The organism is Micropruina sp. (assembly GCF_047607385.1).
Taxonomy (GTDB): domain Bacteria; phylum Actinomycetota; class Actinomycetes; order Propionibacteriales; family Propionibacteriaceae; genus Micropruina.
This window is the reverse complement of record NZ_JASGDE010000042.1, coordinates 13,946-32,669: the sequence shown is the minus strand read 5'-3', so window position 1 is coordinate 32,669 and position 18,724 is coordinate 13,946. Positions and strand designations below refer to the sequence as shown.

19 protein-coding genes are annotated in these 18,724 nt (G+C 69.9%); 10 read left to right on the top strand and 9 right to left on the bottom strand.

Features of this window, described 5'->3' with window-relative positions:
* From QM582_RS04610 to QM582_RS04595, 4 genes are all read right to left on the bottom strand, one after another.
* Window positions 1-288: nicotinate-nucleotide--dimethylbenzimidazole phosphoribosyltransferase (locus QM582_RS04610; RefSeq protein WP_415082164.1), on the bottom strand; the 288-nt coding region annotated here is incomplete at its 3' end.
* A 52-nt stretch (window positions 289-340) separates the two neighbouring features.
* Window positions 341-1,255 (bottom strand): YgfZ/GcvT domain-containing protein, encoded by a 915-nt coding sequence (locus QM582_RS04605; protein ID WP_415082162.1) that lies wholly within the window; start codon window positions 1,253-1,255, stop codon window positions 341-343.
* Window positions 1,252-1,749: an FABP family protein gene (locus QM582_RS04600; RefSeq protein WP_415082160.1), complete on the bottom strand. Its 498-nt coding sequence runs from the start codon at window positions 1,747-1,749 to the stop codon at window positions 1,252-1,254. The genes QM582_RS04605 and QM582_RS04600 overlap by 4 nt, the downstream gene beginning before the upstream one ends.
* A 4-nt stretch (window positions 1,750-1,753) precedes the next feature.
* The gene (locus tag QM582_RS04595) at window positions 1,754-1,879 is read right to left on the bottom strand and encodes a hypothetical protein (protein WP_415082158.1); all 126 of its coding nucleotides are present in this window, start codon (window positions 1,877-1,879) and stop codon (window positions 1,754-1,756) included.
* Window positions 1,880-1,921: 42 nt separating this feature from the next.
* Between QM582_RS04595 and dtd the strand changes: the two genes are divergently transcribed.
* The 10 genes from dtd to QM582_RS04545 all read left to right on the top strand — a co-directional run bounded on the left by dtd (window position 1,922) and on the right by QM582_RS04545 (window position 12,290).
* Window positions 1,922-2,347, top strand: a complete 426-nt coding sequence (gene dtd / locus QM582_RS04590) for a D-aminoacyl-tRNA deacylase (protein ID WP_415082156.1) — start codon at window positions 1,922-1,924, stop codon at window positions 2,345-2,347.
* A 121-nt stretch (window positions 2,348-2,468) separates the two neighbouring features.
* The gene (locus QM582_RS04585) at window positions 2,469-3,128 is read left to right on the top strand and encodes a winged helix-turn-helix transcriptional regulator (protein WP_415082154.1); all 660 of its coding nucleotides are present in this window, start codon (window positions 2,469-2,471) and stop codon (window positions 3,126-3,128) included.
* A 39-nt stretch (window positions 3,129-3,167) separates the two neighbouring features.
* Entirely contained in the window at window positions 3,168-4,010 is an 843-nt protein-coding gene (mshD, locus tag QM582_RS04580; RefSeq protein ID WP_415082153.1) for a mycothiol synthase, read from the top strand.
* Entirely contained in the window at window positions 4,000-6,105 is a 2,106-nt protein-coding gene (locus QM582_RS04575; RefSeq protein WP_415082152.1) for an RNA degradosome polyphosphate kinase, read from the top strand. Before mshD ends, QM582_RS04575 begins: the two co-directional genes overlap by 11 nt.
* Window positions 6,105-6,989: an NUDIX hydrolase gene (locus tag QM582_RS04570; RefSeq protein ID WP_415082151.1), complete on the top strand. Its 885-nt coding sequence runs from the start codon at window positions 6,105-6,107 to the stop codon at window positions 6,987-6,989. Before QM582_RS04575 ends, QM582_RS04570 begins: the two co-directional genes overlap by 1 nt.
* 109 nt (window positions 6,990-7,098) lie before the next feature.
* Window positions 7,099-8,199 (top strand): phosphate ABC transporter substrate-binding protein PstS, encoded by a 1,101-nt coding sequence (gene pstS / locus QM582_RS04565; protein ID WP_415082149.1) that lies wholly within the window; start codon window positions 7,099-7,101, stop codon window positions 8,197-8,199.
* 82 nt (window positions 8,200-8,281) lie between these two features.
* The gene (pstC, locus tag QM582_RS04560) at window positions 8,282-9,268 is read left to right on the top strand and encodes a phosphate ABC transporter permease subunit PstC (RefSeq protein WP_415082148.1); all 987 of its coding nucleotides are present in this window, start codon (window positions 8,282-8,284) and stop codon (window positions 9,266-9,268) included.
* Window positions 9,268-10,332 (top strand): phosphate ABC transporter permease PstA, encoded by a 1,065-nt coding sequence (gene pstA / locus QM582_RS04555; protein WP_415082147.1) that lies wholly within the window; start codon window positions 9,268-9,270, stop codon window positions 10,330-10,332. Before pstC ends, pstA begins: the two co-directional genes overlap by 1 nt.
* 16 nt (window positions 10,333-10,348) lie before the next feature.
* The gene (pstB, locus tag QM582_RS04550; RefSeq protein ID WP_415082145.1) at window positions 10,349-11,128 is read left to right on the top strand and encodes a phosphate ABC transporter ATP-binding protein PstB; all 780 of its coding nucleotides are present in this window, start codon (window positions 10,349-10,351) and stop codon (window positions 11,126-11,128) included.
* A 268-nt stretch (window positions 11,129-11,396) separates the two neighbouring features.
* Window positions 11,397-12,290 (top strand): DUF2510 domain-containing protein, encoded by an 894-nt coding sequence (locus QM582_RS04545; protein WP_415082143.1) that lies wholly within the window; start codon window positions 11,397-11,399, stop codon window positions 12,288-12,290.
* Between the two features lie 17 nt (window positions 12,291-12,307).
* Here the strand turns inward: QM582_RS04545 and QM582_RS04540 are convergent, their stop codons facing one another.
* The 5 genes from QM582_RS04540 to QM582_RS04520 form a co-directional block, all read right to left on the bottom strand.
* Window positions 12,308-13,525: a glycoside hydrolase family 3 N-terminal domain-containing protein gene (locus QM582_RS04540; RefSeq protein WP_415082141.1), complete on the bottom strand. Its 1,218-nt coding sequence runs from the start codon at window positions 13,523-13,525 to the stop codon at window positions 12,308-12,310.
* Window positions 13,522-14,907, bottom strand: a complete 1,386-nt coding sequence (locus QM582_RS04535; RefSeq protein WP_415082139.1) for a mycothione reductase — start codon at window positions 14,905-14,907, stop codon at window positions 13,522-13,524. The genes QM582_RS04540 and QM582_RS04535 overlap by 4 nt, the downstream gene beginning before the upstream one ends.
* Before the next feature lie 581 nt (window positions 14,908-15,488).
* Window positions 15,489-16,445: a c-type cytochrome biogenesis protein CcsB gene (gene ccsB, locus QM582_RS04530; RefSeq protein WP_415082138.1), complete on the bottom strand. Its 957-nt coding sequence runs from the start codon at window positions 16,443-16,445 to the stop codon at window positions 15,489-15,491.
* Window positions 16,445-18,010, bottom strand: coding sequence for a cytochrome c biogenesis protein ResB (locus tag QM582_RS04525; RefSeq protein ID WP_415082136.1), 1,566 nt, complete (start codon window positions 18,008-18,010; stop codon window positions 16,445-16,447). The genes ccsB and QM582_RS04525 overlap by 1 nt, the downstream gene beginning before the upstream one ends.
* Window positions 18,010-18,720: a cytochrome c biogenesis CcdA family protein gene (locus QM582_RS04520; RefSeq protein ID WP_415082166.1), complete on the bottom strand. Its 711-nt coding sequence runs from the start codon at window positions 18,718-18,720 to the stop codon at window positions 18,010-18,012. Before QM582_RS04520 ends, QM582_RS04525 begins: the two co-directional genes overlap by 1 nt.
* Window positions 18,721-18,724 lie beyond the last annotated feature (4 nt).

Below are 18,724 nucleotides of genomic sequence, written 5' to 3'. Positions count from 1 at the left end.
GGCCCGGGAGCGGATCGACGCTCTGGCCAAGCCGCCGCACTCACTGGGCCAGCGGGTCACGCCCTGCGCCACCACGCCGTGGTCGCCGGCCACCACCACGATCCGGGCCGGATCGGGCAGCGGCGGCGGGCAGGCGCCGGCGATCGCGGCGAGCTGCGCCCCGAGCGACTCCAGCCGGCCCAGTGAGTGCGGCGGCTTGGCCAGAGCGTCGATCCGCTCCCGGGCCACCGCGGCCATCGATTCATCGACCGGAGAAATGCCGGCCAGGACGTCGTTCAGGCTTGTCACACGTCCGATCGTAAGGATTGACCGGGCGTCCCGCCGGAGGTTCGGGAAGAACTCAGCGCAGCCGGGGCCGGACGTGCAGCCCGACCTCGGGGTCCACGATCAGCTCCTGCGCGGCGTCGATGCCGTCGACCAGCACCGGGACGTCGGCGGCGACGTTGCGCTTGATCAGCGCCAGCGCGATCGGCCCCAGCTCGTGGTGCCGGGCGGACGAGCCGACCCGTCCGACCACCCGGCCGTCGAGCAGCACGTCGGCACCCACCGCGGGCAGCGCCTCGGCCGAGCCGTCCAGGTGCAGCCGGGTGAGCCGGCGCGGCGGACGCCCCAGCGTGTACACCCGGGCCACCGTCTCCTGCCCCGGGTAGCAGCCCTTCTTCAGATGGACGCCCGCGCCGAGCACGTCGCCGTCGGGGTTGGCCAGCTCGTTGGGGATGGTCTTGTCGTCGGTGTCGACGAAGATCCGCGGCTGCCCGGCCTCGATCCGCAGCGCGTCCGCGGCCCAGGTGCCGGCGCGGTGCTCGCCGAGCACCTCGTCCAGTTGCTCCCGGGCCACGATCCGCGGCCCGCCGGCGAGCACCATCGCGTGCGTCTCACTGCGATCGGCGACCTCGACCCGGGCGGCGAACTGCATCCGCCGCAGCCAGTCCAGCAACGGCTGCAGGTGCCCCGGTTCGGTGGACGCCCAGAGCGTCGCGCCGTCGTCGACGCCGCCGAAGACGTACCCGATCCGGCCGTGCGCGTCCAGGATGTAGGCGGTGAACCAGCGGCCCGGTGCCAGGTCGTCCAGCTTCTGCGAGGCGATGTTGTTCAGCCAGCTGAGCCGGTCGGGGCCGGCGACGCTGAGCGTCGGACGATGCGACAGGTCGACGCTCGCCTCGCCGGCGGCCAGCCGGCGCTGTTCCCGGACCGGGTCGCCGTAGTGCCAGACCGCCCCGGCGTCCGGGCCGGTCTCGTGCCGGACGGCGCTCATGCCCGGGCCAGGGTGGCCCACACGTAGGGCCGGAGCGGGACGTCCTCGGTGGCCCGGTCGAAGGAGTACATCAGCTTCCCCTCGACGGTGCCGTAGAGCCGGCGTCCGGCGGTGTAGGCGACCTTCGCGTCGGGTGAGCGGACCACGGCGTCGGTGACCAGGTCGAGCCGGCCGGGCTGCAGCTTGCCGTACCAGACCTCGGCGAAGCCGTCCGGGGAGCACATCGCCACGTCGACGGTGCCGTCGGGCAGCGGACGCCAGAACCCGGTCTCCATCATCAGCGGCCGGGTCGGCTTGCCGTCGGCGTCCACCTCGAAGGCCTGCGCCAGGTAGTGCAGGTAGTCGCCGCCGTTGTCGGTGAAGTCGATCTGCTGGGCGAATTGGATCTTCTCCTCGCCCGGCCATTCCCGGTAGCCGGTGCCCTCCCAGCGGCCCCGTATCCAGGCGAGGCCGACCAGGGCGGGGTTCAGGTCGGAGGGGATCTCGAAGGTCATGAAGTCACTCCTGCTGCTTGTCGGTGAAGATCCGGACGACGACCACCAGGGCGGCGATCAACACCAGGGCGGCGGCGACGATCAGCGCGATCGTCCCCGGCGTCAGCACGGCGGTCATCAGCTGCACCACCCGCGGAAGTCTAGTGCGCGCCCGGGCGCTACTCTCCTGCCCATGAGAGCGGTGCTGCAGCGGGTCACCCGGGCGTCGGTGAGCGTGGCCGGCGAGGTGGTCGGCGCCATCGATCGTCCCGGGCTGCTGGTGCTGCTCGGCGTCACCCACGGCGACACCCCGGCGATCGCGGACGCGCTGGCCGACAAGATCTGGAATCTGCGCATCCTGGCCGGCGAACGCAGTTGCGCCCAGGAGTCCGCGCCGATCCTGGTGGTCAGCCAATTCACCCTCTACGCCGACACCCGCAAGGGACGCCGGCCGTCCTGGAGCGCGGCCGCACCCGGCCCGGTCAGCGAGCCGCTGGTGGACGCCTTCGTCGCCGCTCTGCGGGCCCGGGACGCCGAGGTCGCCACCGGACGGTTCGGGGCGATGATGGAGGTCGCGCTGGTCAACGACGGCCCGATGACCCTGATCGTCGAGCTATAGCGCACCGAACGGCCCTAGTACAGCCTTGTGACGGCCCGGTTACAGAACCGCTGAGCGGATCGGGGGGCGCCGTGTCGCGCGCCTGTCACTATTCTGTAACCGGCCTGAACGGGGGTAAGCGATGGCATCGCTGCTTGTGGTGAGCAATCAACTCACCGACGGCGTGCGCCCCGAAACGGCGCTTCCGGCGGTGGGGCTGCTGTCCCACGATCTGCGCAGCGCGCCCGCCGACACCAGCGCGCTGACCGAGTCGGCCAAGGCCGACGTGATCGTCATCGACGGCCGCACCGACCTGGCCAACGCCCGGACGATCTGCCGGCTGTTCCTCTCCTCCGGCATCACGCTGCCGTTGCTGATCGTGGTCACCGAGGGCGGGCTGGCCGCGATCAACGGCGACTGGGGCGTCTCCGACTTCATCCTGGACGGTGCCGGGCCGGCCGAATTCGACGCCCGGATCCGGCTGCTGCTCAGCTCCAACGAGGGCGACGGGCTGATCCAGTCCGGCGGCATCGTGATCGACGAGGCGGCCTACGCGGCGCGGCTCGGCGACGTCCCGCTGGACCTCACCTACACCGAGTTCGAGCTGCTCAAGTACCTGGTGATGCACCCCGGGCGGGTGTTCAGCCGCGAGCACCTGCTGGCCGACGTCTGGGGCTACGACTATTTCGGCGGCACCCGCACCGTCGACGTCCACATCCGCCGGTTGCGGGCCAAGCTGGGCCCCGAGCACGAGTCGCTGATCGGCACCGTGCGCAACGTGGGCTACCGGTTCAGCCCCTGACCTGGCGCGACGGGCGGCCGTCTCCACTAGCCTGAGGCCATGCTGGGCCCGGACGACATCGACCGCATCCGCACGCTCGCCGTGACCGTCGCCGAACACGACGGCGAATCCCCGCTCAACGAGGACGCCACCCTGGCGCTGGCCGCCGACGACCCGGCGGTCGGCCACCACCTGATCGACGCCGCCGGCACACTGCTCGGCTACGCCCAGCACAACACCCGGCACGGCACCGCCCAGCTCTTCGTGCACCCGGGGCACCGCCGCCGCGGCATCGGCTCCACCCTGCTCGGCGAGGTCGGGGACGCCCCGGTCTGGGCGTTCGGAGACCTGCCCGCGGCGCAGGCCTTCACCGCCGCCCACGGCCGGGTCGAACGGCGCCGGCTGCTGGTGATGGAGCGTCCGCTGGATCCGCCGACCGGGGCCGCCTTCGACGGCGTCCGGGCGTTCCGGCCGGCCACCGACGCCGAACAGCTGCTGGCGGTGAACGCCGCCGCCTTCGACTGGCACCCCGAGCAGCGACATTTCTCCCGGGCCGACCTGGACGCCCGGATGGCCGAGGACTGGTACGACCCGGCGGGTCTGCTGGTCACCGCCGACGCCGAGGGGCTGACCGGCTTCCACTGGACCAAGCGGCACCCGGGTGGACGCGGCGAGGTGTACATCCTGGCCACCCATCCCCGCGCCCAGGGCACCGGGCTGGGCCGCCGGCTGCTGGCCGCCGGCCTGGAGCACCTTGCCGCGACCGGGTCCAGCACGGTGCACCTGTACGTTGAAGCATCCAACGCCCGGGCGGTAGAACTGTACGAGCGGGCCGGCTTCGCCGTGGTGCACCGCGACGTCCTGTACGCCACCGACGACACCAGGAGCAGCGATGACCGCTGAAGCCGCAGTCGACGAGCTCCCGGAGCTGCCCGCCGACCGGTTCTCCGACCGGGAACTGAGCTGGCTGGCGTTCAACAACCGGGTGCTCGACCTGGCCCGCGACGCCACCCGCGTCCCGCTGCTGGAGCGAGCCCGGTTCCTGGGCATCTTCTCGTCCAACCTGGACGAGTACTTCATGGTGCGGGTGGCCGGCCTGAAGCGCCGGATCGCGGCCGGTGTCGCGGTGCCCTCGGCGTCCGGCATCCTGCCCCGCGACCTGTACGAGCTGATCATGTCCAAGGCCCACGACCTGGTCGGCCAGCAGGCTCAGGTCTTCGTCGAGGACATCCGGCCCGCGCTGGCCCGGCACGGCATCGAGCTGCTCCGCTGGGACCAGTTGGACGACGCCGAGAAGGCGTCGATGACCACCCTGTTCGAGGATCGCATCTTCCCGGTGTTGACCCCGCTCGCGGTCGACCCGTCGCACCCGTTCCCCTACATCTCCGGGCTCTCGAACAACCTCGCGGTGCTGCTGCGAAACTCGACCACCGGCGCCCGGCAGTTCGCCCGGGTCAAGGTGCCCACCCTGCTGAACCGCTTCCTGCCGCTGGGCGAGGGCCGGTTCATCGCCATCGAGGACGTCATCGCCCGGCATCTGGACCGGCTCTTCCCGGGCATGCAGGTGCTCGAGCACTCCACTTTCCGGGTCACCCGCAACGAAGACCTGGAGGTGGAGGAGGACGACGCCGAGAACCTGCTCTACGCGTTGGAGCAGGAGCTGCTGCGGCGCAAGATCGGACGCCCCCCGGTGCGCCTCGAGGTCGAGGACGACATCGACGACCGGATGCTCGATCTGCTGGTCAACGAGCTGGACATCTCCGCCAACGAGGTGTTCAAGCTGCCCGCGCCGCTGGACCTGCGGGCGCTGTTCTCGCTCGCCGACCTGGACCGCGAGTCGCTGAAGTACCCGGCCTTCCTGCCCAAGACCCACCCGGAGCTGGCCGAGGTGGAGACCGCGATGCCGGCCGACATGTTCGCGGCGCTGAAGCACCGCGACGTGCTGCTGCACCACCCGTACCACTCGTTCGCGACCAGCGTGCAGCGGTTCATCGAGCAGGCCGCCGCCGACCCGGCGGTGCTGGCGATCAAGCAGACCCTGTACCGGACGTCCGGCGACTCCCCGATCGTGGACGCCCTGATCGACGCCGCGCAGGCCGGCAAGCAGGTGCTGGCCCTGGTCGAGATCAAGGCCCGCTTCGACGAGCAGGCCAACATCGCCTGGGCCCGCAAGCTGGAGCGGGCCGGCTGCCACGTGGTGTACGGCCTGATCGGGCTGAAGACCCACTGCAAGCTGTCGCTGGTGGTCCGCGAGGAGCCGGACGGGTTGCGCCGCTACTGCCACATCGGCACCGGCAACTACAACCCGAAGACCGCCCGGATGTACGAGGACATGGGTCTGCTGACCGCGAACCCGGTGGTCACCGACGACGTGGCCCGGCTGTTCAACCAGCTCTCCGGGATGGGCCAGGAGACCCAGTACCGGCGGCTGCTGGTCGCCCCGCACGGCATCCGCCGGGGCCTGATCGACTTCATCTCCGACGAGATCGAGCATCACCGGGCCGGGCGTCCCGCCGGCATCCGGATCAAGGTCAACTCGATCGTCGACGAGGCGGTGATCGACGCGCTCTACCGGGCCTCCCAGGCCGGGGTCAGCGTCGAGTTGTGGGTGCGCGGCATCTGCGCGGTGAAGGCCGGCGTGCCGGGGCTGAGCGAGAACATCAGGGTGCGGTCGATCCTGGGCCGGTTCCTGGAGCACAGCCGGCTGTTCTGGTTCGCCAACGGGGGCCAGCCCCGGGTCGGCATCGGCTCCACCGACCTGATGCACCGCAACCTGGACCGCCGGGTCGAGGTGCTGGCCTCGCTGACCAACCCGCGGCACATCGCCGAGATCGAGGGCCTGTTCGACCTGGCCTTCGACGAGTCCACCGCCTCCTGGTGGCTGGAGGCGGACGGCTGGTCGCAGCGCACCAGCGACATCGAGGGTGAGCCGTTGCTCGACCTGCAGGAGCATCTGATCGGCGCCATCGGTTCGCGGCGCGGGGAGCGGGGGGCCTGATGAGCCGGAAGCGACTGGTGGAGGCCGCCGGGGCGATCGTGCTGCGGCGTCCGAAGGGCCGGCAGGTGCAGGTGCTGCTGATCCACCGGCCCAGCTACAACGACTGGTCGCTGCCCAAGGGCAAGCTCGACCCGGACGAGTACCTGGCCGCCGCCGCCGTCCGGGAGACCTGGGAGGAGACCGCCTTCCGGATCCGGCTGGCCCACCCGGTGGACCGCATCCAGTACCCGATCCCGACCGGAACCAAGCGGGTCGCCTACTGGCTGGGCACGGTCGTCGAACGGAACCGGTTCAAGCCGAACTCCGAGGTGGATCGCCGGGTCTGGCTGTCGCTGCCGTCGGCGCTGAAGCGGATGACCTACGTCGACGAGCGCGCCCTGGTCGAACAGGCGGTCACCCTGCCGGCCACCACCCCGCTGCTGATCGTCCGGCACGGCAAGGCGATGGAGCGCAAGCACTGGTCGGGCAAGGACCAGCTGCGCCAGCTCAGCTCCCGCGGACGCCGGCAGAGCAAGCGGCTGATCCCGCTGCTGGACGCCTACGGCGTCGCCGAGCTGGAGTCGTCCGCCTCGGTGCGCTGCATGCGGACGCTGGCGCCCTACGCCAAGGCGAAGCAACTGGACGTGCAGGGCTGGGCGACGCTGTCGGAGGAGAAGGCCAAAGACAACCCCGACGCGGTGCGGAAGCTGATGAAGCGGCTGATCAAGGACACCGCCAGCAGCGGCGTGCCGCGGGCGATCTGCGGGCACCGTCCGGTGCTGCCGCTGATGCTGGAGGCGCTCGGCGTGCCCGACCGGTCGATGCTGACCGCCGCCGTCCTGGTCGCCCACCTGTCGCCGGACGGCGAGACCGTCTCCGTGGAGTGGCACAAGCCCCGGGTGTGATCCCGGGACGCCGTTCACCCGCTGTTCACCGAAGACTCCCCAACAGGTTTCTTCGGCTGCCTACCGTGCGATGCGGAGCGCCTCGCTCCCACTCGCGAAAGGTATAGCCGTGAAGATCTCCACGCTCGGCGCCCCGGTTGCCCTGCTGGCCGCCGCCGCGCTGACCCTGTCCGCCTGCGCGGCGAACGAGCCCGCCAACCCGGCTGCCAGCGGCTCGAACGGTGGCGGCACCACCGCCGCCAGCACGCTGGCCGGCAAGGGCGCCTCGTCGATGTCCGCAGCACAGCAGAAGTGGATCGCCGACTACCAGTCCGCCCACTCCGGCGTGACCATCAACTACTCTCCCGACGGCTCCGGCGCGGGCCGGGAGGCGTTCATCTCCGGTGCCGTGCAGTACGCCGGCTCCGACCGTCCGTTCAAGGACGAGGAGCAGGGCGCCGGCAAATTCGGCAAGTGCAGCGCCGACTCGATCGCCCTCGACCTGCCGGTCTACGTCTCCCCGATCGCGGTGGTGTTCAACGTCGACGGGGTCACCGACCTGAAGCTCGACGCCGACACCCTGGCCGGCATCTTCGCCGGCAAGATCACCAAGTGGAACGACCCGAAGATCGCCGCCAACAACAGCGGCGCCAAGCTGCCCGACGCCAGCATCACCGCGGTGCACCGGGCCGACGACTCGGGCACCACCAACAACTTCACCGACTACCTGAACCAGGCCGCGCCGTCGGTGTGGACCGAGGCCGCCTCGGACACCTTCCCGGCCGCCTTCGGCGGCGAGTCCGCCAAGGGCACCTCGGCGGTGGTGGACGCGGTGAAGACCGGCAAGAACACCATCGGCTACGCGGACGCCTCCGCCGCCGGCGAGCTCGGCCACGCCAAGCTCAAGGTCGGCAACGACTGGCTCAGCCCGACCGCCGAGGCCGCCGCCAAGATCGTCGACTCCTCCCAGCAGATCGCCGGCCGCTCCGAGCACGACCTGGCGCTCAAGCTGAACCGCAAGGCCGCCGGCGTCTACCCGGCCGTGCTGGTCTCCTACGCCCTGGTCTGCCAGACCTACTCCGACGCCAAGGACGCCGAGCTGGTGAAGGGCTTCATCGGCTACGTCGCCTCGTCCGACGGTCAGAAGGCAGCCGCCAAGGCCGCCGGCAGCGCGCCGCTGAGCAGCGCCATGCAGGCCAAGGTCAAGGCTGCGATCGACTCGATCAAGTGAACCGGAGGCGTCCGTCCGGGACGCCCGGAGGGACGCCGTCCTGCTCTCATTCCGTACAGTCGTCCCAGATCGAGCGAGAGAAATGAGCACCGTGACGCAGTCCACCCAGGAGGTGACCCCGAAGCCGTCCCCGGCCGGATCGGCCGGAAACGGCACCCGCCGGCGGATCGGCGACCGTGTGTTCAGCGGGCTGGCGACCGGGTCGGGGATCACCATTCTGGTGATCCTGGCCATGGTGGCCGGCTTCCTGCTGATGCAGGCCTTCCCGGCCCTGACCACCCCGCCGGCCGAGCTGCAAGCCCGCGGCTACGGCGAGTTCTGGTCCTGGATCCTGCCCTTCGCCTGGGGCACCGTGTGGGCGTCGTTCTGGGCGCTGCTGCTGGCCGTCCCGGTGGCCATCGGCATCGCCCTGTTCATCTCGCACTACGCGCCCCGCCGGCTCGCCGCCGGCCTCGGCTACGTGATCGACCTGCTGGCCGCCGTCCCCTCGGTGGTCTTCGGCCTCTGGGGCGGGTTCGTCCTGGCCCCGGCCGCCCGCCCGCTCTACGAGTGGCTGAACAGCTACCTGGGCTGGATCCCGTTCTTCGGCGGCCAGGCGTCCGGCACCGGACGCACCCTGCTGACCGCGTCCATCGTGCTGGCGGTGATGATCCTGCCGATCGTCACCTCGCTGAGCCGGGAGGTCTTCCTACAGACCCCGGTGCTGCACGAGGAGGCCGCCCTGGCGCTCGGCGCCACCCGCTGGGAGATGATCCGGATGGCCGTGCTGCCGTTCGGCCGGGCCGGCATCATCAGCTCGGTGATGCTCGGCCTGGGTCGCGCGCTGGGCGAGACCATGGCGGTCGCCATGGTGCTCTCCGGCGCCCACATCGTCAGCTTCGAGGTGCTCACCTCGCAGAACCCGAACACCATCGCCGCGGTGATCGCGCAGAACTTCCCCGAGGCGTACGGGCTGAAGACCAACCAGCTGATCGCCGGCGGCCTGGTGCTGTTCGTGATCACCCTGGTGGTCAACTCGATCGCCCGGCTGATCGTCTCCCGCTACAAGGAATTCTCGGGGGCCAACTGATGACCACCACGCTGACCAACGGCACCACCAATCCGCTGACCGCCGGCCAACTGCCGAAGGCCACCACCTGGCTGGCCCTCGCCGGCTCGCTGATCGTCGGCGGCATCGTCGACGCCACCGCGCTGGGCGGCTTCGATCCCGGCACCACCGTCTTCCTCGGCGCGGTGATCTTCCTGCCGGTGATGTACCTGATCGCCCGGGCCGTCGAGGGACGCCGGGCCGCCACCGACCGGCTGGCCACCAACCTGGTCACCGGCGCCTTCCTGCTCGCCCTGCTGCCGCTGGTGTCGCTGCTCTGGGAGACCCTGTCCAACGGCCTGCCCCGCTTCGACATGCAGTTCTTCACCTGGTCGATGCGCAACGTGATCGGCGAGGGCGGCGGCGCCATCCACGCCATCTACGGCACGCTGATCGTGACCGGCATCGCCACCCTGATCTCGGTGCCGATCGGGCTGCTCACCGCGATCTACCTGGTCGAATACGGCCGGGGCCCGCTGGCCCGCGGCATCACCTTCTTCGTCGACGTGATGACCGGCATCCCCTCGATCGTGGCCGGCCTGTTCGCCTACGCGCTGATGGCGCTGGTGTTCGGCCCCGGCACCATCAACGGCTTCTCCGGCTCGCTGGCGCTGTCGGTGCTGATGATCCCGATCGTGGTCCGCTCCACCGAAGAGCTGCTGCGCATCGTCCCGAACGAACTGCGCGAGGCGTCCTACGCCCTGGGCGTGCCGAAGTGGCGCACCATCATGTCGGTGGTGCTGCCCACCTCGATCTCCGGCATCGTCTCGGGCGTGATCCTGGCCATCGCCCGGATCATCGGCGAGACCGCCCCGCTGATGATCGCGGCCGGCTTCACCAACTCGATCAACACCAACCCGTTCGCCAACCCGATGATGACGCTGCCGGTCTTCGTCTACGACCAGTACGCCCATCCCGGTATCGACCGCATCTTCTACAACGAACGGGCCTGGACCGGCGCGCTCACCCTGATCCTGCTGGTCATGGTGCTCAACCTGCTGGGCCGCTTCATCGCCAAACGCTTCGCCCCGAAACTCGGGCGCTGACCGAAGGAACCGACGCATGTCCAAGAGGATCGAGGTCACCGACCTCAACTGCTACTACGGCAAATTTCTCGCCGTCGAAGACGTCTCGATGACCATCCAGCCGCGCTCGGTGACCGCGTTCATCGGCCCGTCCGGCTGCGGCAAGTCGACCTTCCTGCGCACCCTGAACCGGATGCACGAGGTGATCCCCGGCGCCTACGTCGAGGGTGACGTGCTGCTCGACGGCAACAACCTGTACGGCCCCGGGGTCGACCCGGTGAACGTGCGTCGCCAGGTCGGCATGGTGTTCCAGCGGCCCAACCCGTTCCCCACCATGTCGATCAAGGACAACGTGCTGGCCGGCTACAAGCTGAACAAGCAGCGGATGCGGGCCAGCGAGGCCGACGAGCTGCTGGAGCGGTCGCTGCGCGGCGCCAACCTGTGGGAAGAGGTCAAGAACCGGCTGGACCGGCCCGGCTCCGGGCTCTCCGGCGGCCAGCAGCAGCGGCTCTGCATCGCCCGGGCGATCGCCATGCAGCCCGAGGTGCTGCTGATGGACGAGCCCTGCTCCGCCCTCGACCCGATCTCCACCCTGGCCGTGGAGGACCTGATCCAGGAGCTCAAGGAGACCTACACGATCGTCATCGTGACCCACAACATGCAGCAGGCGGCCCGGGTCTCCGACGAGACGGCGTTCTTCAACATCGCCGGCACCGGCGCCCCCGGCAAACTGATCGAGATGGGTCCCACCGAGAAGATCTTCTCCACCCCCGACGACAAGGCCACCGAGGACTACATCACCGGCCGCTTCGGCTGAGCTTCTACCCCGCCGGTGGTACGTGGGGACAGACCCCGCGTACCACCGGTCGAGGTTGTCAGGGCCGGGGCCACCCGACTGACCGATCGCGCGATCCACCACTGGTTTCGGGCCCGGTCACCACTTTCGGGTTATTTCCTGAAACCAGTGGCACTTCCTGCTGGCAGTCGCCGATCGCGCGATCAACCGGGTTGTTCACGAAGAGTTGACCTTCCACACAGGTGGCTGCCAGGTCAGGCGACTGGATCGCTCCGTCTAGACTCGCCCCGTGAGTCAGGCTGGATGGTATCCGGATCCGGGCGGCCAGCCCGGCATGTACCGCTACTGGACGGGTTCGTCCTGGTCGGCGTCCATCACCAACAACCCCATGCAGGCTCCGCCGTCCGGAGGCCTGGGTGGTCTGGGCGGCCCGCAGCATCCGGGACAGCCGCAGTGGAGTCCCAGCCAGCAACAACAGCAGCCGCGCCGCTCGCCGGTCGGCTGGTGGCTGGGCATCGCCGCCATCGTGCTGGTGATCGCGGTGCTGGGCTGGTTCGCCATCCGCAACCTGGGCGGCATCCTGGGCACCGGTCCGTCCGCGGGCTCCAACCCGACCCAGAACGTCTGCCCCAAGCAGGTGGCCAGCACCATCACCCCGGCCCCGGCGCCCAATGACGGACGGGTGCACGGCGGCGCGCTGTCCTACCCGCGGCTGGATCCCCCGTGGGGTCCCCCGGTCCCCGAGACCCGGGTGCCGTTCGGCCGGGACGTGCTCACCCAGACGGTGATGGTCGAGCCCAGCTACAAGGGCACCAAGGACAGCTGGGTGGCGTCGGTGCTGGTCGGCGAACTGGTCGCCGGGGACGGCTTCTTCAGCCCGCAGCAGGGCTCCGAGATCGTGGTCAAGTGCATCATGGGCGTCTTCTACGACGACGCCGAGGTGGTGCGCGACGACAAGGTGAACAAGGCCACCACGGTCGACGGCAAGGAGGCCTGGCTGGTGGAGACCCACCTGAGCTTCGACATTCCCAACCTGAAGACCAAGGGCGAGCTGGCGATCATCATGATCGTGGCCACCTCGGCAGCCTCGTCCAGCATCTTCTACGCCTCCATCCCGGACACCGTGCCCGATCTGGTGCCGGACGCCCGCCGGGCCATGGCCGGCCTCAAGGTCACCAGCTGAGCGTTACCGGCTGAGCGCTACTGGCAGGGCACCAGCCCCAGCCGGATCTTCATCGCCACCACCCGGATCGCGGACGCCCGCAGCCGCTCGGCGACGGCGGCGTCCTTGGCGGCGCTGCGGACGCCGCTGACGAACGCCTCGGCCAGCGACGGGGTCACCGTCATCGCCAGGTCTCCCCCGGCCTTCAGGAAGCCGATGCCGCGCTGCTTGGCCGGCACCGCCGCCATCGAGCGGGCGGCCCCCAGATCGTCGGAGATGACCACCCCGTCGAAGCCGAGCCGGCCGCGGATCAGCCCGATCACCGTCGGTGAGAACACCGCCGGGTGGCGGGCGTCGATCCGGGTGTAGGTGACGGTGGAGACCATCAGGCTCGGCACCCCGGCACCCACCGCCGCCCGGAACGGCTGGAAGTAGGGATCGTCGGCGCGGGTCACGGTGTCCTTCACTCCGGCGGCGAAGTCGGTGTTGCCGACCACCCGCCCGATGCCCGCGAAGTGCTTGGCGGTGGTGGCCACGCCCGCCGCCTCCATGCCCTTGATGAAGGCGGTCACCTTGGCGGCGACCACGTCCGGATCGGAGCCGTACCCGCGCTTCAGCGCGCCGATCGGGGCGTTCTTGCGGACCATCGACTTCGGGACGGTGTCGGCGACCGGCGCCAGCGTCCAGTGCACGCCCGCCGAGTGGAGTTGGCGTCCCCAGCGCTCGGCGCGGGCGGTCAGCGTCGCATCGCTCCAGCCGGACTGCACCTGCGCCGACGGGATGGTGTCGAAGCCGCTGCCCTTGAGCCGCTGGACCAGCCCGCCCTCCTGGTCCACCGAGATCAGCAGCGGGGTGCGCAACCCGCCGATGGCCAGCCGCTTGGTCACCCGGCGGACGCCGGCGACCCCGTCGCTGTGGCTGCCCATCAGGATCACTGACCCGATCTTCAGCTTCCGCAGCACGGCCAGCTCGGACGCCGACGCGCTGGTCACGCCCACCATCACCACCTGGCCGGCACGTTCCGCGGTCGACATCTCGTCGACGATCCGGGTGGCGCAGTCGATCGGGGTCGGCGCGGACGAGGTGCCGGGCGACTCCGAATGCGTCGCGGACGACGTGGGTCGGACGGAGCCAGGCGGGTCCGCGGACTGGGCGGTCGTGTTCGTCGGCGAGGACGGCGCGGTCGGGGCGGCGGCGCCGGAGCAGCCGGCGAGCAGGGTCGCCAGGACGCCGGTCAGGACGGTGCGGCGCTTCATAGTTCCAGCGCCAACAGTGCGTTCTCGACCACCTCGGTCAGCGCCGGGTGGATCCAGTACTGGCCGCGGGCCATGCTCGGCACGTCCAGATCGAAGCTCATCGCCTGGATCAGCGGCTGGATCAGCGTGGTCGCCTCCGGGCCCAGGATGTGCGCGCCGAGCAGCCGCTTGGTCTTCGGGTCGGCGATCAGCTTCACGAAGTGCTCGGTGTCCTCCATCGCCCAGCCGTAGGCGACGCTGCCGTAGTCCTGCCGAGCGGTGACGTAGCGGCGTCCGCGTCGCTGCGCCTCGGCCTCGGTGATCCCCACCGAAGCCACCTGCGGGTCGCTGAACACCGCGTGCGGAATGAACCGGTGGTCGGCGGCGATCATCCGCCGCGGATGCAGCAGATTGTGCTGCACCACCCGGGCCTCGTGGTTGGCGACGTGCTTGAGCTGGGCGGCCGACGAGACGTCCCCGAGGGCGAAGATGCCCTTCACGTTGGTCTGCTGGTACTCGTCGACCTTGATCCGGCCGTCCGGATGGGTCTGCACCCCGGTGGCGTCCAGGTTGAGTAGGTCACCGTTCGGGATCCGTCCGAACGCCATCAGCACCCGTTCGCACTCGAAGTCGTAGTGGATGCCGTTGGGGTCGACGCTCTCCACGATCACGCTGTCCCGATCGGTCATCTCCACGCCGATCACCTCCTGGCGCAGCCGGACGTTCACCCGCTTGGCCAGCTGCTCGGTGAACGCGGCGGCGATGTCGGCGTCCTCCTTGCGGAGCATCACCTCGGAGCGCTGCAGCACCGTCACCTGGGTGCCGAGTGCGGAGAAGATGTGCGCGAACTCGGCGGCCACGAAGCCGCCGCCGATGATCACCAGCGAGGCCGGCAGCTTCTCCAGCCGCATGATGTCGTCGGAGGTGTGCACCCGCTCGGCCACCCGCGGGTCGTCCAGGCCGGGGCATTCGGGTATCCGCGGCCGGGAGCCGGCGGCGATCACGAATTTCTCGGCGGTGATGGTCTCGTCCCCGATCAGCAGCTGCTTGGGTCCGGTGAACGCGGCGGCCTGCCGGTACAGGGTGACGTTGGCGTTGCTGCGCCGCCACTCCTCACCGCCCTCGCTGATCGGGTCGATCCGGCCGAAGATCCGGTCCCGGATAGCCGTCCAGTCGGAACTGACCTGCCCGATGGTCACCCCGACCCGCTCCGAACGTTCCCCCACCGACGCCAGCTCAGCCGGGTAGACGTACATCTTGGTCGGGATGCACCCGGCGTTCAGGCAGGTGCCGCCGAAGTGTTCCCCCTTGTCGACCAGGGCCACCTCGAGGTCGTCGAACTGGGAGTCGATGATCGAGTTGCCCGAGCCGGAGCCGATCACGCACAGGTCGAAATGCCGCATGCGCCGATTCTTGCACTCGGCCGTGAACTGTCCGTTTCCGACTCGGCGCGGGGACAAGCGAGTAGGTTCGCTTGGTGCATAAGGTCGCGGCCGCCGCCGGAGTTCTGGGCGCCTTGATATTGGTCGCCGGCTGCGGGGTGCCCTCGTCTCCGACGCAATCACCCTCGGAGCCGAGCGCGTCGCGAGGAGCGCCGTCCGTGCCAGCCTCCCCCGCCGTGCCGACGCAACCTCGCTGCCCGGAACTCAGCGTTCCGCAATCTCCCGCTGTCGCCTGCTCGGAGCTCCGCGACGGCCGCGAGACCTACTCCGACAACGCGGCCCGCACCCTCACCGCCGCCGACTACTACGTGGTCGGCGAATGTGTCGGCTCGGGCGATCTGGACGAGTTGCCGTATACGGTCAGCGTCGACGGCGAGAGCGTCAGCAGTGGCTCGATCACCTGCCGGGCCGGCCTGGTCACGAAGAACAGCGCCTTCGACGGCAAGCCTGGCAACCACCGGGTGTCTGTCCGGTTCGCCGAGGGGATGGCCGACCACGCCACCGGCTATGCGGTGATCGTCCCGGGTAGCCGACGACCGGCGTCAGATGCCGGCGTAGGAGTGCAGGCCGGAAACCAACAGGTTCACGCCGACGAAGTTGAACCAGAAGCAGGTCACGCCGATGATCGCCACCACGGCGGCCCGCTTGCCGCGCCAGCCGGCGGTGGCCCGGGCGTGCAGGTAGCCGGCGTAGACCACCCAGGTGACCAACGACCAGGTCTCTTTCGGATCCCAGCCCCAGAACCGTCCCCAGGCGTATTCGGCCCACACCGAGCCGGCGGCGATGGCGAACGTCCACAGCGGGAAGGCGAAGGCGTGGAAGCGGTAGGCGAGTTCGTCGATCCGGGACGACGAGGGCAGCTTGGCCAGGTAGCCGCGCACTTGTTCACGGCGTTCGGCGCGGCTCTTCAACAGGTACAGGATGGACAGCAACCCACCCACGTTGAACGCCGCACCGGCGGTGGCCGCAATGACGATGTGGACGATGAACCAGACCGAATGCAGCGCCGGCACCAGCGGCGCCACCGCCACGTAGAACACGGTCACCGCCAGGCCCTGACCGAGCGCGGTCAGCAGTACCACCGGCAGGCCCAGCCAGCGCATGCCGCGGAAGGCGAGTACCAGGTAGAAGGTGACCACCAGCAGCAGCGCCATGGTCACGAACTCGTACATATTGCCCCAGGGCATCCGGTTGGCGGCGATCCCGCGGCACACCACCCCGGCCAGGTGGCAGGCCCAGGCGATGACCGTCAGGCCCAGCCCCATCCGTCCGAACATGTCGGTGCGCATCCGGGCACGCAGATCGGCCTCGGTCGGCACGGCGTCGCCGGCGTCCGTGGTCTCGAGCCCGCCGGCCCCGACCAGCACGCCGGCACCGGCCGGAACCTCGACCGGGTCCAGTTTCCGGGCGGACGCCCATTCGACGGCGAACGCCGCCAGGGCAAGCAGGTACACCACCACCGATGTCACCATCGCCAGATTCGACCAGTAGACGGCCATCACGGTTCTCCCTTCGGGGTCGAGCCTGCGTCACCGGCGTCGGTCGGCGCAAGCCCGGTGTCCGCGTTCAGTTGCAGTTCGTCGGCGATCAGCCGCAGTTCGTCGTCCAGGCCGCCACGGCCCTCGGTGCGGTCCAGCCCTGCCAGCTGTACCCGGTCACCGGTGACCCGCAACCACACCCGGCGGGGCCGGATGAACAGCGACAGGCACAGCCCTGCGACGGCGACCAGCACCGAGCTGAAGATCAGCCACAGCCCGGGAGTGCTGGAGACCTGCAGGCTCACCCAGCGTTTCCAGTCGTGGAACTGGATGGAGCCGCCGCCGGGCAGGTCGAAGACCTCGCCGGGACGCAGGCTGAACCGCAGCGGCTTGCCGTCCGCTTTGGTGTATTGAGTCAGGCCGGTGGTGTCCAGCGAGTAGACGTTCTCGGGGGCGCCGGTGGCCTCCTTCGGCGGTCCGTGCCAGGCGTTCAGCAGCAGTCGCGGGTTCAGCGCGTCCGGGAAGACCGAGGTGCCGCCGGTGTCGGTGTCGACGAAGGTGGGCAGGAACAGCGCTTCGAAAGCGAGCCGCTCCGGACGCGCGTAGGGCGCCTTCACCACGCCGACGGAGAGGAAGTTGCCGTCCTGCGGCAGCAGGATCACCGGACCCTCGAAGGCCACCCTGCCCTGCGGGTCCTTGACCGTCACGTCGACCGCGTAGCCATGACCGACCAGGTGGACGCTGCTGTCGCCGAGCGTCAAGGGATTGTTCACCTCGAGCGCCTGATTCGTGCTGGTGCCGTTCAGCGTCGTGGTGGTCTCGGCGCGGAACACCCGGGCGGCTCCGCGCTGCACCGGGCCGGTCTCGAATTTGGCGTCGAAGGAGTTCAGCTTCACCGTGAACGGCACCAGCTGGTCGGCACTGAACGCGCCGCCGGAACTGAAGTCGTCGAACTGGCTGAGGGTGTTGCTGAACGACTGGCCCTCGACCACCGCGACCGTCCCCTTGTAGCCGTACAACACGCCCCAGGCGACGCCGAGCAGCAGAAACACCAGGGAGACATGGAAGACCAGGTTGCCCAGCTCGCGCAGGTAGCCGCGTTCGGCGCTCACCGAGTCGTCCAGCCGACGCACCCGGAACCGGCGTCCGGCAAGCACCTTCTCCGCGGCGTCCAGCACCGCGTCCGGGTTCTCGGAGGTCAGCGCCAGGTGGCTGGGCATCCGGGCCAGGTTGCGGGGCGTCGCGGGCGGCTGGGCCCGCAGTCCGCGCAGGTAAACCCCGATCCGGGGAATGATGCAGCCGACCAGCGAGACGAACAGCAGCAGGTAGATGGCCGCGAACCAGGGCGAGGCGTAGACGTCGAACAGCCCGACCGCGTTGTAGAAGCCGCCCAGCTGCGGGTTGCCGGTGATGAACTCCCGCACCCGTTCCGGGGACGTCGGACGCTGCGGCAGCAGCGAGCCGGGGATGGCGGCCAGCGCCAACGCGAAGAGCAGCACCAGCGCGGTGCGCATCGCGGTCAGCTGGGTCCACAGGAAGCGCAGGGTCTCGGTGCCGGTCAGGGTTCCGCGGCGGCGTCCGGCCATCAGATCACCGTCCCGAAAGCGGCCGCCCACTGCCGCAGCAGGCCCATCAGCACGTCCCAGCCGCCGGTCAGCAGCAGCACCCCGACCGCCATCATCAGCACCCCGCCGATCACCTGCAGGGTGCGGTGGTGCCGCTTGACGAAGGCGAGCGTGCCGCCGAAGCGGTCCAGCGCCACCCCGGCGATCAGGAACGGCAGTCCGAGACCAAGGGCGTAGACCAGCGCCAGCAGCGCGCCGCGCAGCGCGGTGGCCTCGTTGAGCGCCAGGGTGAGCACCACCTGCAGGGCCGGCCCGATGCACGGCGTCCAGCCGAGCGCGAAGACGATGCCGAGCAGCGGTGCGGCGGCCAGGCCGACCCGGGGCCGCAGGTTGAGCCGGACGGTGCGGCTGGCGAACGGCACCCAGCCGGCGAAGACCAGGCCCAGCACGATCGCCAGCACACCGCCGACCACGTTGATCGTGCCGCGCCACTGCATCAAGGTGGTGCCCAGCGAGCCGAACAGGACGCCGCCGGAGACGAAGACCAGAGCGAAGCCCAGCACGAACAGCGCGGTGCCGGCCAGCACCCGGCCGCGCCGGGAACCCGCGGTCACCTGGGCGGCGCTCAATCCGCTGGCATAGGACAGGTAGCCGGGCAGCAGCGGCAGCACACAGGGCGAGAAGAACGACACCAGCCCGGCCAGCAGCGCCACCGGGATCGCCAGCAGCATCGTC